Annotated in this window: 13 protein-coding genes and 2 pseudogenes; 9 read left to right on the plus strand and 6 right to left on the minus strand. The window is 38.6% G+C overall.

Going from position 1 to position 15253, the window contains the following annotated elements:
* Positions 1-2: 2 nt before the first annotated feature.
* The 3 genes and pseudogenes from NSS82_RS17625 to NSS82_RS17635 form a co-directional block, all read right to left on the minus strand.
* Entirely contained in the window at positions 3-1139 is a 1137-nt protein-coding gene (locus NSS82_RS17625; RefSeq protein ID WP_340960187.1) for a GerAB/ArcD/ProY family transporter, read from the minus strand.
* Entirely contained in the window at positions 1115-2569 is a 1455-nt protein-coding gene (locus tag NSS82_RS17630; protein WP_076106716.1) for a spore germination protein, read from the minus strand. Before NSS82_RS17630 ends, NSS82_RS17625 begins: the two co-directional genes overlap by 25 nt.
* A 493-nt stretch (positions 2570-3062) precedes the next feature.
* Positions 3063-3272: pseudogene (locus NSS82_RS17635) on the minus strand (winged helix-turn-helix transcriptional regulator); the annotation flags it as partial.
* 17 nt (positions 3273-3289) lie between these two features.
* Here NSS82_RS17635 and NSS82_RS17640 point away from each other — a divergent pair.
* The 4 genes and pseudogenes from NSS82_RS17640 to NSS82_RS17655 all read left to right on the plus strand — a co-directional run bounded on the left by NSS82_RS17640 (position 3290) and on the right by NSS82_RS17655 (position 7566).
* Positions 3290-3932: pseudogene (locus tag NSS82_RS17640) on the plus strand (SDR family NAD(P)-dependent oxidoreductase).
* Between the two features lie 459 nt (positions 3933-4391).
* Positions 4392-5303, plus strand: coding sequence for an SMI1/KNR4 family protein (locus tag NSS82_RS17645; protein ID WP_218641953.1), 912 nt, complete (start codon positions 4392-4394; stop codon positions 5301-5303).
* A 43-nt stretch (positions 5304-5346) separates the two neighbouring features.
* Positions 5347-5832, plus strand: a complete 486-nt coding sequence (locus NSS82_RS17650) for a hypothetical protein (protein WP_218641954.1) — start codon at positions 5347-5349, stop codon at positions 5830-5832.
* Positions 5833-6087: 255 nt separating this feature from the next.
* Positions 6088-7566, plus strand: a complete 1479-nt coding sequence (locus tag NSS82_RS17655; protein ID WP_076273229.1) for a serine hydrolase domain-containing protein — start codon at positions 6088-6090, stop codon at positions 7564-7566.
* 211 nt (positions 7567-7777) lie between these two features.
* Here the strand turns inward: NSS82_RS17655 and NSS82_RS17660 are convergent, their stop codons facing one another.
* The 3 genes from NSS82_RS17660 to NSS82_RS17670 all read right to left on the minus strand — a co-directional run bounded on the left by NSS82_RS17660 (position 7778) and on the right by NSS82_RS17670 (position 10000).
* Complete coding sequence (locus NSS82_RS17660; protein WP_036677002.1) at positions 7778-8128, minus strand: hypothetical protein; 351 nt, start codon at positions 8126-8128, stop codon at positions 7778-7780.
* Positions 8118-8357 carry a helix-turn-helix transcriptional regulator gene (locus NSS82_RS17665; RefSeq protein ID WP_036677000.1) on the minus strand — a complete coding sequence of 80 codons (240 nt, stop codon included), beginning with the start codon at positions 8355-8357 and terminating at the stop codon, positions 8118-8120. Before NSS82_RS17665 ends, NSS82_RS17660 begins: the two co-directional genes overlap by 11 nt.
* 719 nt (positions 8358-9076) lie before the next feature.
* Positions 9077-10000 carry a ketopantoate reductase family protein gene (locus NSS82_RS17670; protein WP_036676997.1) on the minus strand — a complete coding sequence of 308 codons (924 nt, stop codon included), beginning with the start codon at positions 9998-10000 and terminating at the stop codon, positions 9077-9079.
* 147 nt (positions 10001-10147) lie between these two features.
* On the opposite strand from NSS82_RS17670, the gene NSS82_RS17675 reads away from it, so the two are divergent.
* The 5 genes from NSS82_RS17675 (at position 10148) to NSS82_RS17695 (ending at position 15155) form a co-directional block, all read left to right on the plus strand.
* Positions 10148-10699: a TetR/AcrR family transcriptional regulator gene (locus NSS82_RS17675; protein ID WP_036676995.1), complete on the plus strand. Its 552-nt coding sequence runs from the start codon at positions 10148-10150 to the stop codon at positions 10697-10699.
* Between the two features lie 413 nt (positions 10700-11112).
* Positions 11113-12039, plus strand: a complete 927-nt coding sequence (locus NSS82_RS17680; protein ID WP_036676993.1) for a DUF2268 domain-containing protein — start codon at positions 11113-11115, stop codon at positions 12037-12039.
* Positions 12014-12763, plus strand: a complete 750-nt coding sequence (locus NSS82_RS17685) for a MerR family transcriptional regulator (protein WP_076273230.1) — start codon at positions 12014-12016, stop codon at positions 12761-12763. Before NSS82_RS17680 ends, NSS82_RS17685 begins: the two co-directional genes overlap by 26 nt.
* A 386-nt stretch (positions 12764-13149) precedes the next feature.
* Positions 13150-13383, plus strand: coding sequence for a hypothetical protein (locus NSS82_RS17690; RefSeq protein ID WP_036676988.1), 234 nt, complete (start codon positions 13150-13152; stop codon positions 13381-13383).
* Between the two features lie 272 nt (positions 13384-13655).
* Positions 13656-15155, plus strand: a complete 1500-nt coding sequence (locus NSS82_RS17695; RefSeq protein ID WP_076273231.1) for an alpha/beta hydrolase family protein — start codon at positions 13656-13658, stop codon at positions 15153-15155.
* Positions 15156-15253 lie beyond the last annotated feature (98 nt).

Genomic DNA, 15253 nt, shown 5'->3' on the forward strand with positions numbered 1-15253 from the left:
GCCTACTTACTCTCCTTTCGTTTAACTGCAGTGAAAAGGATCGTAGGAACAAGTAAATAAATGAATGCGCTGAGCCAGATTTGAATGTTCAGTAACATCTTTTGACCCGGAACCGTTTGCCATAACCATTGATCCATTAAGATGATGCTTATCAAAATGACGAACCAACTCGACAATAATCTGATCCGAGTCGTGCGTTCGTTCATTTTTCTCATAAAGACTCTTCCGGCTCCATAAAAACACAACAGAAGAATTGAAATGTCAAACACATAATTAAACATATGGAAAGAGATAAGGATGTAATCGATTCGTTCTAAACCGCTCGTTTGAATGTAGCTTCCCATATATCCTATCGGGAAATTGATCTTGCTTAAGAAGTTCGAACCGTAAAATAATACCGAAGCAATGAACAATAATGAATATTCCAGGATCGTCAGCATGTTTCCAATGACCAGATATTTCGATATTTTTTTATTGGAGCTTAACCATGGAACCATAAAGACCAAATATACTGGACCGGAAAATGCCGACCAAATAAACAACAAACCTTGCCATGATTGTCCTGACCATTCGGTGGGTATGAGAGGATACAAATCGCGGTAATTTGCAATCGGCGGAAAGAAAAAAGGAATAAACACGATTACGATCCAAGCCCCGCAAAGAAAGGCGATGACGACAAAACGCAATGTGTTCTCCATTCCATGTGAAGCCACAAATAAGCTGATCAAAAGAATCATTAGGATCAGCCATTTTTTATTCATTGATGGATAAATAAAACTATGGAGCATTTCAACGTATCCCAGTGTGATGACTGAAATTTTTAACAATATTATCAAAAAACCAAGTATTGCGAAAACTTGAACCGCCCGTTTCCCGAAAAGCTGTAAAAATCCTTGATAGCCTTTCGCTGCATAACTTGAAGTAAACCATTTGGACATCATCATCAAATTAAGTTGGGACAGTAGCCCCATCACGACAATTCCCCAAACCATATACGAATGAACCAAATAAGCCGGCATGATTAAAATGAAATAATGCATTTGCATGCGATTCACTAAGAGAAGGAAATAGATACCGCCAAGGGTGGAAGTTCGATTATATAAGGATAAACTCTTCACTTCTTCATCTCCTGTCGCCATTTCCGTAGTGGTTTTAGATATTTTGGACGCGTTTTCATCCAAATTAAAGGGCCGCGGATAAAGAGGTCATTCCAATCCTTCCCATAAAAAGGAGCGATCGGTGCTAAATAAGGTTGACCTAATGACGTTAATGCATGGAGATGTGCAAGAATCCCGATTAGCCCGATCACGATTCCCGGCAACCCAAGAAACGATGCAAGGACAAGAAAAAGAATTTGTATCAGCACCATGGATTTTGTCACTTGATAATTGGGAACTAAAAAGAAAGCAATAGCGGATATACCCATCAGCACTATCAGTACTTTACTTGCAAAGCCTGCTTCTACTGCAGCTTGTCCAATGACGATACCACCGATAACCCCTAAAGTTTGACTGGTTTTGGTCGGCATTCGCAAACTTGCTTCTTTGATGATTTCCAGCGTTATGATCATGAAAAATCCTTCCGCAAACGGAGTAAAGGGCAATTTGCTTCTCGATTCCAACAATACGTAAAGAAGCGGCAGCGGAACCATTTGGTAATGAAATGTCGTTAACGCAACATAAAAAGGAATCATCGTCAAAGAAACAATAAAACTTACATACCGGATTATACGTAAAAAACTGGCTACCGGCCAACGAAGGAAGTAGTCTTCCGGCGATTGCATTAGATGGAAAAAAGTAATGGGAGCAATTAAGGCAAACGGTGAATTGGAAACCAATATCGTCAGCTTTCCCTCACCTAAGGCGTAGGCGCAGGCATCCGGCCGATCCGTTTGTAGAAACTGCGGAAAGACCGTATGGTTATGATCTTCAATAAAAGCTGCAAGCTGAGAGGAGTCTAAAAATTGATCGAAATCCACACTGTTAATTTTCTTTCTTGCAAGGGATACAAATTCTGGATTAATTAATCCGTCTATGTACAGTAACACAACTTTCGTTTTACTTAGTGAACCGATAGTAAAGCTTTCCGTTTTTAATGTAGTTATAGGCAAACGTCTGCGCAACATTGTAATATTTTTATCGATTTGTTCACTGAAGCTGTCTTTCGCTCCATATATAACCGTTTCCGTTTGGGAAGGTTCAACTGCCCGACCCAAAGAACTTTCCAACTGGACGCCTAACCATTGATTGTTGACTGAATCGTTTAGAAGAATAAATCCTTGCATTATTTTTTGCTCAGCATCTTCGATCGATAGAACTTCCGAAACTTTGGCATTGGTTATGCATGAAGAAAGTGAATTGCCGACAGATCGATAAAGTGGCTGAATAATCGCCTCGTTTAAACGCTCTTGATCGATTAACGTTTTTATGTATAAAAGATGGACTGAAGCACTGGTACCCATTCTGTGCTCAACGACTTCGGCATCATCCATATGGTTCAATTTCTGTTTTAATTCATCAAGCCATGTAGACATTTGATGATTCTTCATTTGAGGGTCTTTTTTAACCATAGTCTTCTCCTCCATGATTAAAGTGATTATCTGGTATTATCTTGCTCTGTAATCGAAAAATTATACAACCGGCAATTTGTATTTCAAACCGTCCTGGGTGCATAATTCGTTTGCCGGTCGTCTTATCCTCGCAAGGCCGCCTGCAGGTAACGGACGCGATCATTGAACGGACGAGGGTTTATTTCACGCCCCGATTTTTGCAGAACTTCTGGACGGCATCCCACAATTCTATACTGATGATCAGTTCGTGCTCACCGTCAACGACGATGGGGTCCTTTTTTGATAGATTCGTTACCCGGAGCAGCTAGAAAGAGTATTCAAAGGAAGATCTAGTCTCTCACTGGGTGAAATCATTTACGTAAACTCAAGAGGTGGATGGTACCTTGAAAGAAGTATTGAATGTGATGGTGAAATGGGTTCTACAGCATTTTGGCAACTGTTACAGACCAGCATGATTTACCACCAACGGAACAGTATTGGAACTTGAACAAAAGCTCAAACTATATTCCACCTTTGGAGGCACTTGCGTATATACTTTTCGGTGGATGATGCCATCATCTTCAAGTTCCCTTAATTGTTGAGTCAACACCTTTTGTGTGATGCCTGGCATATCGCGGCGAAGCTCTCCGAATCTTTTGGCTCCCTCGGTAAGGTGGCAAAGAATAACCGGCTTCCACTTGCCGCCGATTACTTTCAGTGTCATTTACATGGAGGATTTAAATTGTTGGTCCCCCAAGTCTTAGCCCTGGAACAGGGAAGGGAATCGGGAAAGCCGCTGCTATTGCGCTTGCGAAAGAAGGCGTACATCTTGGTATCATGGCTAGAAGCGCTGCCGATTTGGAGAGCCTTCAGAATTTTTAGGGAAGTCGTATGCAGTCAAGGTGTTTCAGGTTACCGCCGATATTTTCAATAAAGAATAAGCTGAACTAGCAATAAATACGCTGGCAGAAAAGCTTGGAACCATTGATATTCTCATCAATAATGCGAGTGTAGCGAAGTTTGGGACCGTACTTGAGATGGAAACGGAGGCTTGGGAGCGCATCATTCAAACGAACCTCATGGGGACGTACTATGTTACCCGGGCGGCATTGCCAACGGTTCTGCCTATTGTGCTTCCAAATTCGCAGTGTTGGGATTCACAGAATCTCTCATGCATGAAGTGAGGAAATCCAATATTCTCGTAACTGCTTTGACCCCAAGCACGGTTAATACGGAATTGGCGGCGAATGTTGGTCTGAAAATAGGTGACGAAGACAGGATGATGCAGCCTGAAGATGTGGCTGAACTTATTGTAGCGACTCTGCAATTACCACAACGAGTCTTTATAAAGACTGCTGGAATTTTGACAACAAATCCGCAATAAAAGAGGGCAAGCTATACTTAGATTTACAATAAAAATGTGTTGAGGTGTTGAGCACATTTGGATGTTGTCGGCCGCTGCACCAAAGTCAACTTAGTAAAGAGTCTATTCTGGGATATCGATTTTCTCGATATCCCTTTTTAAATTGTGAAAGAAATTTAGCCGTTATAGCGTATAAGGAGAACCGTACCATAAATAGGGTGAAAAATTAGTTGTGAATGAAGTTTATATAGAGATAAAATTAACCCCTAAGATGACTCTTAGGTTTTTGTATATGACTTAATACAACAATATTTACAAATTCATGATACGATATTGCTAAATTGGGAAATAGATGCTCCATATGTAAGATAGAATTAATTATTGATAGAACTGTTGAAGATGAATCATAACAAAATGATTGATGATCAACCAAGGATGTTTACTGAAACTATTATGACTCTGTAGAATGGGGGCCACTATATGTCATTAGCTAATAAAAAAGAAGAGTGTTTACTTATTGAGACATTAAAATCGCATATACCAAATGTAGAGGAATTACTGAATCCAGCAGTTGAGGAATCAGAAATAGATCTTTTCGAGAGCATGATGAACTGCAAATTTCCAGAAGATTTCAGAAAGTTATACATGAATTTTAATGGAGAAGGAGAGCAGATTTTTGGTGTTATGGCTGGTCTTGGTTGGATGAACATTGAATCGATAGTAAGCAACTGGAAGTCCCTTTTGGAATCAGCATACGATATTATATCCAGCAAATCAGATGTAATAAAAGATGGGAACTACAGAGAAGGCTGGATTCCTTTTGCTGAAGATGGTGGTGGCTCATTTTTGGCAATAGATTTAGACCCCGGAGAAAAGGGCATTTATGGGCAAATTATTACTATAGATCACAATTCTAATTTTTCCTATGTTATTGCGGAAAGTTTGGGGCATTTCTTTGAATTTATCAATTCGAGCCTCAGAAATAGTAGTATTGGTATTCGTGAAGAAGATGATGTAATCATATTATCTCGTGAAAATGGAAGTTTGTTAGATGATATTTTGGCTTTGACTAATTGGAATATCGAAGAGAAAAGCCTTATCCCTGTAAGCGGATTTTGGGAAGAGTATTTTAAAGACGATGTTGAGAGTGGTTTTGTATCTTCAAAAACATTGAAAAAAAAGAGAATGGTATTTATTAGAGCTGATCAAGCTCAAAAATACGGAGCAATATCTTTGGATATTTTAACCCATATGGTTAATCTTAAAGAACTTATTATACATGCGGATGAAATTACTAATTTTGATGTACTTCAACGGTTGACTTCTTTAGCAGAACTTGTGATAGGATCAGAAGCTTTTATTAATAGGACTTCCATTAAAAAATATACATAAACTGAAAGATATAAAGAAATTAAAGAGTTTGAGATTATGTAGAATGAACTCAATTGAAATGGAATTAATAGGAACTATAAAAAATTTGAAGGAACTAAGTTTAGAAGAAATGGAGGTTGGCGACCTGCTTTATATTTCAAACCTTAGTAAGTTAATAAAACTAGAGCTCAAACAAGTGACAATACCACATTTATCATTCTTAAAAGCTTTAAAGAATCTAACGGTTTTTGAGACAGTTAGCTGTGCAATAGATGAATCACACATAGAGGTTATAGGAGAATTGAAGAAATTAAAGCAGTTCACTTATCCGGTTGGAGATTTAACAATACTCAAAAATTGTATGAGTCTAAAGCAGATTGGAGTAGATGCATCAAGACTTAAAGGTTTGGAGGAAATTTCAGACTGTAATATAGTCGATATAACTATATTTCATGCAACATCGAAAGAGAATGCGAAGTCCGTAGTCGCGGAGTTTAGTAAATACTTTAAACTTCAGTCATATGGATGGCAGGTAACATGGAAAGATTAATGAAACTTGCCTACGCTGAGCTTTATCATAATAGGGTGGAATTTTTATAAAAGAAAGGAGACCTTTCCGGTAAGCAATCAGAGGGGTCTTTTTTGCGAAACAAGAAATAATATACATGGGTCTGTGAAGTTTACAATTGTAATCTAATTATTGAACGTCTAGCATTAAGTAAAATGGAACGATACATTAGGTGGATAAGGCGTACTACGGGTTGTTTATATTATCCTCGCATAATTTTTTCGATATGGAGAGTTTATGAAAAAGACTATTGTTTGTGTGATAACGATACTTATATTAATCTCAGGATTCGCAACACAAAGTTATGCGTCGTTGTCAGATACGCAATCTGCGGCAATACACGCGTTGCTGGATGATGCGCGTCGTATATCAGGTGTGCCGGGAATGTCAATCTCGATACTTGCTGATGATGAAATGTTCTACTTTTCTTCCGGGTATGCAGACCATGAAAGTGGGTTGTCTGCAAGTGAAAATACACTATATGAGTTGGCCTCGGTCAGTAAAGCTTTTACCGGCATGGGCATTCTGCTGTTGGAGGAGCAAGGGCTGCTGTCAATGACTGACACTGTCCAAAAATATTTACCTTGGTTTACGTTAAAGTATCAAGGGAAACCTGTTGATATGACAAGCCTTACACTCAATAACTTTCTTCACCATACTAGCGGCCTAACAAATGGTAGGCATTCTCAAAATATTCCACAAGGCAATACACCAGATTTGTTGCAAAAGACTGTGGAAATGCTGGTAGATGCTGAGTTGGCGTTCCCTCCCGGTGAACAGTATAGCTATGGAACCGTTAATTATGACGTATTGGGTTTGGTTATTGAGATTGTGTCGGGACAAAGCTATGAAGACTTTATGAGGGAACAGGTATTTCAGCCGTTAGGTCTTCACCAGACGTATGTTTATAAAGAAGATGCTCAAGCCACCGGACAGTTGGCACAGGGCTACCGTTCTTCCTTTTTTATGACAACTCCATATAACGCACCGGATTATTCCGGGAATAAACCCGCAGGCTACATCATTTCTTGTACAAAAGATATGGCGCGTTGGATGGGCATACAGATGGGTATTGTGAAGGACATACCCGAAATATTCCATACGGTTATCGAAAAATCACATCATGGTGATATGTCTGTTCCGGCTGTCAACGAAATGTATTATGCGGCGGGCTGGACGGTAAACGCCAACCAAACGATTATAGAGCACCCCGGGGGAAATCCGAATTTTGGAACCGAAGTGATTATACTGCCCAATGAACGAACAGCCGTCTGCTTGCTGACCAACGGCGCAAATATCAATAGAAGCATTGTACTAAGAGTTAAAGATATATTAGACGGCAATCTAACGCAGTCATATGAAATAAGCAGCACACAGCTTTTGGACATCATTTTATCGTCTACCACAATTATTTTTTGCCTATTGGCCGTTCTGTTCTTTCTACTAGGATTACGCAGAAGGAAAACGAATGAGCGGCAGTCAATGACAAAAAAGCGAATAATCGTAACAGCTATTTTGCTGATTGCTACGATTGCCCTGTGTATAATGTGCTGTGTATTAGATTGGTCAACGATACTTATTTGGCAAACATATAGTGTTCTTACAGCCTTGATTTCGTCAGCATTATTAACAGCAAGCATTACATGGTTTGTATACACTCACCGATATAATAGTCTCATAAGAGGCGGGGCAGAGCGAGGTTTTTTTGATTTATGAATACATGTTCTTGTCGCGATCAAAGGACAAGAACATGTAACCATTGCCGCTAGAAGCAGAGGGGGGAAGGAACATAAAAGGATATTTTTGATTTTAGCAATTTATTTTACAACCCGATTGCACCTATTGAACTTCCATATCACTTAGTTAGCATATTTATCAACATTGTCTAATCCCCATCCTTAGCTGGCCCTCGCTCTGCGACCCTTCCTTACGACAAATCCTTTTTATACTGGATGGCCATGTAAATTCCACCAGCTAAAAATGCTAGCGCATATTTGAACAAGAAAAAGATGTTCCACATATACTCTTTAGGAAAAATCATGTCACATAGAATAATTGTCAACAGCATAAAGTAACTGCTTTTCAAAAAGATTTTATTTGTCCGTTCATCGTCTTGCCCAATCTTCTTATAAAATACATAGGTAAAAATCGCACTACCCATGAGCAGTAAAAAACCAACTCCAATGAGAATATTCCAATTTCCCGTAGATTGCTCAGCCCAGGACTTTAAAGGATGAAAAATTGCGTTATGGATATCAGAAATAGACTTAATTTTCATTTTGATCATTTCCTTTCAAATAAGTAAAAACATCGTTTACATCAACATTAAAAAAATCGGCAATTCGAAAAGCCAATAGCAGAGTCGGAACATAATTCCCTTTTTCCATTACGAAAATGGTTTGTTTGGAAACCCCGACTTTCTCTGCTAATTCTTGCTGAGACATTCTGGCAAGTACACGATATTCATAAACCTTATTGGATATTGAATCACCAAAATCTTTCTTCATGACCATCACCTCTTGAAGCAAATTATAAACTTATTTTTAACAAAAGTAAAGTGTACTTATACTAAGTAATATAAAACCTTTATGTTTACTTAGATTGCTTTGATTTACAAGACTAGACTACAAAAAGAACCTGACGAAATTCATGATTCCGTCAGGTTCACATATCGATCTAATGTAATTTATGGTTTTTGTTTTTGGTGGTGCATTTTATGATTTTCAGTGGTGCAAATCGATGAATGATTGCCACGATCGTGCAAGAACAATTCACAGTCAATAGCAGACGGATGGCAATCGGATTACTTAACGGATCTGGGATGGACGAAACCCATGCCTTTTAGCACGCCAGGCAACAAACAGAGCAAGAAACAAGAGAATCAGGAGTGCCCAAGGAAAGGAGAGATATAGGTGTACAAAATATTATGAGCCAGCATCCAGGCAAGAACCACAACCAAGATAGGAATCACCCCAGGTGTGAGTAAACTTTGAATACTGAAATGCGTTTATCAGCTGACTGTCCCGGATAATAAAGCAGCGACAGAAAAAGACTTGATAAATAAAGTCTTAGACTGCCGCTGTTGTTGTTCAATTATCGTTTCCCGTTAGTTTAGTCAAGGATGTTACGAAAAAACTATATATTTCGATTTTCATATTTAGATTAACCCCAATTGAAGGATTTAATGAAAATAAATTAAAAATCACCATACTATTTTAACAAAAAATTACTGAACATGTATTTCCGATTTGATATCATTTTGACTTAAAAATTTCATTAAATCATTACTCAGCTGCACAATCTCATTGTTAGCATTATTCGCATAATCCGGCAACATCATATCCCTAACCATTTTAGTTCTTAGCCATGTCATAAAGAAAAGATCCAAAAATAAGTTTGGAAATTTCAGCACCATTTTAAGCATTGATGGATCAATTGAAACGCCAGCTTTTTGTATTGCCCTTAGATACGCTTTTAAAGTGACTGTTATTTTGCGTGCCGTCTTTCTGGTTCTGGCTGTTTTTTTGTCAATAATCTTATTCTCAGAATGCAAAAAACTCAACATGGCAATGTCTGATACGGAATGTGTGATTAGATACGCTTGCATATCTTTTTTAATAACGTAGGGAAGCTTTGCAGTTTTAAATAATTTTGCAAGGTTTTCTATGCGTTCTGTCGCTACACCACTAATTTCTCCAAATGCAGTTGCCGCTATAAACTTTGGTAGAAATCGAGTATGCAATACTCCATCTTTAATCTGTCCGCCGAAGCCAGGAAAAGCTGGTAAAAGTCTATCCCCTATGATATCCAGCCACGAAGAAAATCCAATTGAATTACTAATCATCGTAACTATATTTTTGCTTTGATTATCTTTTAGCGCTAACAACGCTGATTCGGACCGATCATAACGAACGGTAACGAAAATAAAATCGTATACATCGTCATTTTCGAGCGTATCAATGACATTCACTTGTATCGATCTAACTGTACCTTTTTCTATATACTGCAGGCCATTTTCTCTTAATGATGTATATCTATTCGAATGTGCAAACAGGCTAACGTCAAACCCTGCTTCAATAAGCTTTATTGCGTACATGCTCCCGATGACACCTGCACCAAAAATTAAAATTCTATCTTGTTTTGCCGACATATAAACCACCCCTACTTATTAATATTCCTTTTGATTATCCGACAACATGTTGTATGATGTGATTATAAATCTTCATTATTCCTTGATCAACCATCAGTTTTTTATGATTTGTCGGATGATATTCTTATTCACTAGTAGGAGGGTAACATGAAAAAGCAACCCCAAATAACGGAGAAAACAAGACAAAAGTTTGTAGAAGTTTTTTGTGAGTTATATAGCCAAAAGCCGATTGAAAAAATTTCGATTCAGGAAATTTCGAATAAGTCAGGATATAACCGCAGCACCTTTTATCAATACTTTACTGACATTTACGAATTGTTAGACTCTGTTGAAAATGACTTATTGAATGACATAAAAAAAGAATTGGCGAATAAAGAGCTATCGAAGGATACGGTTCAAGATACGCTCAATTGTCTGGATAAAAAAGAACATCTCCTGGTTCTTAATGCCCTTTTGGGTGATTATGGAAGTGCCCGTTTTTTAAAACGCTTAAAGAAAGAAATCACTTTGGATCAATTAGAATTAAACGTTCCGCAAAACCAATCCTTAACGCCATACTTCATTGAGTTTTACCTGACAACTGCTCTTTCTTTGTTTCGTCTTTGGCTCCAGCGTCAAAAGGATTTGTCGTCTGAAGAATTTTTCAAGTTAGTGGAGAACCTATATTCAAAAGGGATTACGCCCTATTTTAACGAATGAGTCTGTCATTCAAACCAAATCCATATGTTCTATAACAATAAAAAAGCGCGCATAAGCTTGTTTACACAATATACTCCATAAAAACTGACCTAACTTACTCTTAAGGTGGACGATGTTATAGAGCACGAGATAGGGCGTTATTGCTTATATATGTACGGAGCGACATTCCATACGATCAGTTTCTGTTATATTGAAATATCAATGAAATTGTTTGTAACCTTTTGCAAATTCGTATCTAACAATTGATTCAACGGTGTAATCATAATTATTAGGGCAAAGGAGAATCATCTGGGAAGAAACTTATATAACTGGCGATAAAAGTACCTAATTATCAGTATTTGATCCAAATTACTTGACTATGACGTTAGGTCATAGTGCATAATTCTCACTATAGACGACTAGGAGTGAGAGATATAAACATAAAAACATTGCGTTCAGACCACATTTATCAAAAAGTTGCCCAAGCTTCGCCCGAGGAAAAACTTGAATTATTCAGAAATGAAATGATGGCTCCCTTTATGAAACAATGGCAAATTCAACAGATCCCTTTTAGAGCTGAAGAGGGGAATGGTTTTGACGTTGTTACGTTTAATAGTATAATGCATCGATCCCCTGATCAGATTACCCAGCAGATTTCATCTGAGGTAGAGTTGATTTCATCAGATTCTTTTTGGTTAGAGTGTGAGCACGCGGTAAGGAAAAGCCTCCGTCTATTTATAGAGCATGAAATAAGTCTCCCCGTATCCGAATATTTGTTTACCATTCAACTAGGGAATCCTGAAAGCAGTGCCTTAACAATAAACGAAGGATATAGTGGCTTTGGGGGCATTCCCGGGTTTATCTGGGGTACACTCTTGCCAAATGAGTACACGATTTCTCGAATGAAGGCTGCGCTGGCGCACGAGTGCAACCATAATGTACGATATCAATTTATTCAGTGGGATCACACCGTTAATTTGGGCGAGCTCATTGTAAGTGAAGGATTAGCTGAAAACTATGCTATGTTCATGTTTGGCGAAGAATTGCTCGGCCCTTGGGTAACGAAAACAAACGCAGACACACTTAACAGGCGCATAAAGCCTGTCCTTAGAGAGCAATTGCAATTAACAGGGTTTGATAAATTTGCTCCGTATCTTTACGGTGACGAGATCGCCAAACTTCAAAACTTTGAACCGGTCAATATGCCTTATAGTGCTGGCTACGCTTGCGGATATTATTTAATCCAATATTATTTAAGAAAAACAGGAAGAACAATCTTTGAGGCCACAATAACACCTGCTGCTCAAATACTAGACGAAGTAAAAGGATTTTGGGATGAAGAAACCATTATTAGCTGTTAAAGATATTGTTCAGATTACAGGCATTACAAGCCGGACCTTGCATTATTACGATAGGATTGATTTATTTAAACCGACACATCTGACGGAAAAAGGGTATCGCTTATATGATCGAAGCAGTTTGGAAAAACTTCAAACTATTTTGTTCTTAAAGGAATTGGATTTTTCCTTGAAAGAAATTGCGGACATTTTAAAGCTGACCAGGCAAGAACAGAATCAAATATTAAAGAAGCAGAGACAAACCTTATTTTCGAGAAAACAAAGACTAGAAACCATCATGGTTGCTCTCGAAGAATACGTTTCGGGGAATGATATTAGTAATTTGCAAATTTTCAACAATTCTTCCGTTTTGCCATTAAAAGAACAATATGCAAATGAGGCGAGATTCATCTATGGTGAAACAGAAGCGTATAATGTGTTTAATGAAACGTTGGATAAACTATCACAAGATGAAATAGATGAACGTTTTCAATCGATGGAGGAAGTATTCACGCAAATTGCGTCTTGTGTCGATCAGCATCCTTCCTCCGATGAAGTTCAGCGATTAATCAAGGATTGGAAAAAAAATCTAATGCAATTCATGCCATGTGATAAAGAGCTACTGGCTTGCATTGCCGATACTTATAAATTCGATGTACGATTCAATAACTACTTTAATCAATATAGCAATGAGGATTTTGCAGATTTTCTACACAGTGCTATTATGCATCATATATCTCAATCGTGAACAGGAAAATTCGTTTGAAACTTCGGTTGATAAGCGGAGTGTGCAGATAGAAGAGAGGAACAATATAGAAAAGACAGCCAAGATAAATAATTTGAAAGCCACAGATAATGCAGTTTTTATAATAAAAAATGAGGAACAGATAGAGAACGCCATACCATATAAATCGAAAACATTTTGGTATGAGTCTTGGCTGAAGATAAAAGAGTTCTTCGGAGTCTAACACGGTTGAACTAACGGGAAACGAAGGCCCGCGATGGAACTCGCCCAACAATTGGGCAGACGCATGGGGAATTTCATCGTTATAGGACTCTTTATGAAGTATATTCATGCTGGCAATGGACAACGCTTAAGGTTAAGTATTATCTTATACGGGAGGTCATCGCTTCTTGAAATTTGAACTAGGACGTTGCTTACTGAATGAACGATTGATGGAATCCGGAAAGTCAGCAGAATGGCTGGCAAAAGACTTGTTTTTTAAACCGGAACGAGTTTACGACTTTATTGAAAACAAAAGAGTGATGCCACTCAAAATTGCCATATCGATCGCCGATTCCATCGGTTGTGATGTTCGTGCCTTGTATGAATTAATTCCGAACGATAATGAAGTAAAGGGAGATTAAGGGAATAAGTGGTAGGTTGCATTAAAACTACAAATGTGATCCATTAAGCTAGTTAATGATAAACGATAGCTCAATCAAAATGAAAAGGCAGCCGGTCAAATGATCGGCTGCCTTTTCATTAGCTAATAAGCAGTTTACAGTAACGAAACTGATACATTTTGGATTGAGAAACCGTCTTTATACTGAAGCAGCAAAAGGAGGGGAGGTTAGGCTAGCTAGGCAGGAATGATTTGAACAAATGAAAATGAAATTTTTTTTAAAGGAGACTTGAGATGAGATTGTTTGAATTATTGCTATATTTGTCAAACATCAGTTTGTTTGTATTAACAGTTGTATTAAAAAAAGGTCAGCGTATAATTCCAGTATTCGTTGCAAGCGGGATCGCCGCAGTTTTACTGGTCATTCATTGGACGGTGGAAGGATACAGAGTGCAGCTGTTTTTATCATATTGCATAACGGTCTTTTTTTTAGCCATTTCAAGTTATAGTTATTTTAAAAAAAGCAGTTTCCAAAAAATCCCTCGATTCCTGTTGGGTTCAGCTTATACCGCTATAGCGATCATGCTGGTCGGAACAGCGGTCCTCATGTATACTTTTCCTGTGTTTAAACTCCCTGAACTGACAGGCATATTTAAGGTAGGAACGCAAACGTTTCATTTTGTGGATACCAATAGGGAAGAGATTTTTGATAAAGCAAGAGAGGGTAAAAGAGAATTGATGGTTCAGGTATGGTATCCGACTCAAGCTGGTAGTGGCAAGCGAACTGCTTTTATTCCCGATACGCGGATTTTAAGTTATATGGCCGCGAACTATGGTCTTCCCGGGTTTACTTTTCAACACCTGAAGTACGTATCCAGTCATGCATATTCGGAAGCGGAAATCTCTACGGCAAAGACTTCATACCCACTGATCCTTGGGAATCCCGGCAACGGCTCTTCTAGGTTCCTCCACACGTCGCAAGCCGAATATCTCGCGAGTCACGGATATATCGTGGCAATGATCGACCACACCTACAACACATCTGCAACCGAGTTTCCGGACGGTCGAATCACGACCAGCACAACCAACGACTTATTCTCGCCTGACCATGATTATCGGACGGAAAGCGGAAATCGCGACAAGTTAGGGAAAGTTTTAACCGACGATGTGGTGTTTGTGCTGGACCAATTCGAACTTATCCAATCGGGGCAGATTCCAAGTCATCTAAAAGGCTGGATTGATCTCGACCATGTCGGGGTGTTCGGTCATTCTATCGGTGGAGCAACGGCTTATGACGCTTCTTACGATCCGCGAATCGCGGTTGGCATAGACCTAGATGGAGGGCTTTATCGTTTGCGTGAAAGAGAGGGACTGCAAAAACCGTTTTTATTCCTCAACTCGGAAAGCTATTTTGAAAAATTAAAAATGGTGATGGATAACCGGGTCTACACGGATGCAGAAATTAACCGTATAGGCTCAACCAGAGAGTGGGAGGATCAAGTAACGGAAGATAAAAAGTTAGAGCTAGAACGGATGCGCAAAGCGGTCGACGAAGGGGGACAAGTCCTCTATATCGAAAATACGGAGCATTTGAATTTTACCGACGTACAGTTCATTTCTCCGATTTTCAAAATGCTGGGCATTACAGGAAAGATTGAGCCCGATAGAGCGGACTCCGTTACCAATACCTATATGCTGAATTTCTTCGATATGTATCTGAAAAATCAAGACGGAATCTTAATGAAAGGACCGGATAGCCGTTTTCCGGAGGAGAAGTTCGTAACCTCGCTATAAATTACGGAGCAGGTTAATATGATTGCAGTTATTTTAGACTGAAGCAACATCATTACGCTTACGGGGAATGATCGATCAATCCATACACGATAGCAGCC

Origin of the sequence: Paenibacillus sp. FSL H7-0735, from assembly GCF_038008505.1 — a bacterium.
GTDB lineage: Bacteria > Bacillota > Bacilli > Paenibacillales > Paenibacillaceae > Paenibacillus_AQ > Paenibacillus_AQ odorifer.

Coding starts and splice junctions, on each gene's coding strand:
- NSS82_RS17625 (WP_340960187.1), bottom strand. CDS start 1,139: ATGGCGACAGGAGATGAAGAAGTGAAGAGTTTATCCTTATATAATCGA.
- NSS82_RS17630 (WP_076106716.1), bottom strand. CDS start 2,569: ATGGTTAAAAAAGACCCTCAAATGAAGAATCATCAAATGTCTACATGG.
- NSS82_RS17645 (WP_218641953.1), top strand. CDS start 4,392: ATGTCATTAGCTAATAAAAAAGAAGAGTGTTTACTTATTGAGACATTA.
- NSS82_RS17650 (WP_218641954.1), top strand. CDS start 5,347: ATGAACTCAATTGAAATGGAATTAATAGGAACTATAAAAAATTTGAAG.
- NSS82_RS17655 (WP_076273229.1), top strand. CDS start 6,088: ATGAAAAAGACTATTGTTTGTGTGATAACGATACTTATATTAATCTCA.
- NSS82_RS17660 (WP_036677002.1), bottom strand. CDS start 8,128: ATGAAAATTAAGTCTATTTCTGATATCCATAACGCAATTTTTCATCCT.
- NSS82_RS17665 (WP_036677000.1), bottom strand. CDS start 8,357: ATGAAGAAAGATTTTGGTGATTCAATATCCAATAAGGTTTATGAATAT.
- NSS82_RS17670 (WP_036676997.1), bottom strand. CDS start 10,000: ATGTCGGCAAAACAAGATAGAATTTTAATTTTTGGTGCAGGTGTCATC.
- NSS82_RS17675 (WP_036676995.1), top strand. CDS start 10,148: ATGAAAAAGCAACCCCAAATAACGGAGAAAACAAGACAAAAGTTTGTA.
- NSS82_RS17685 (WP_076273230.1), top strand. CDS start 12,014: ATGAAGAAACCATTATTAGCTGTTAAAGATATTGTTCAGATTACAGGC.
- NSS82_RS17695 (WP_076273231.1), top strand. CDS start 13,656: ATGAGATTGTTTGAATTATTGCTATATTTGTCAAACATCAGTTTGTTT.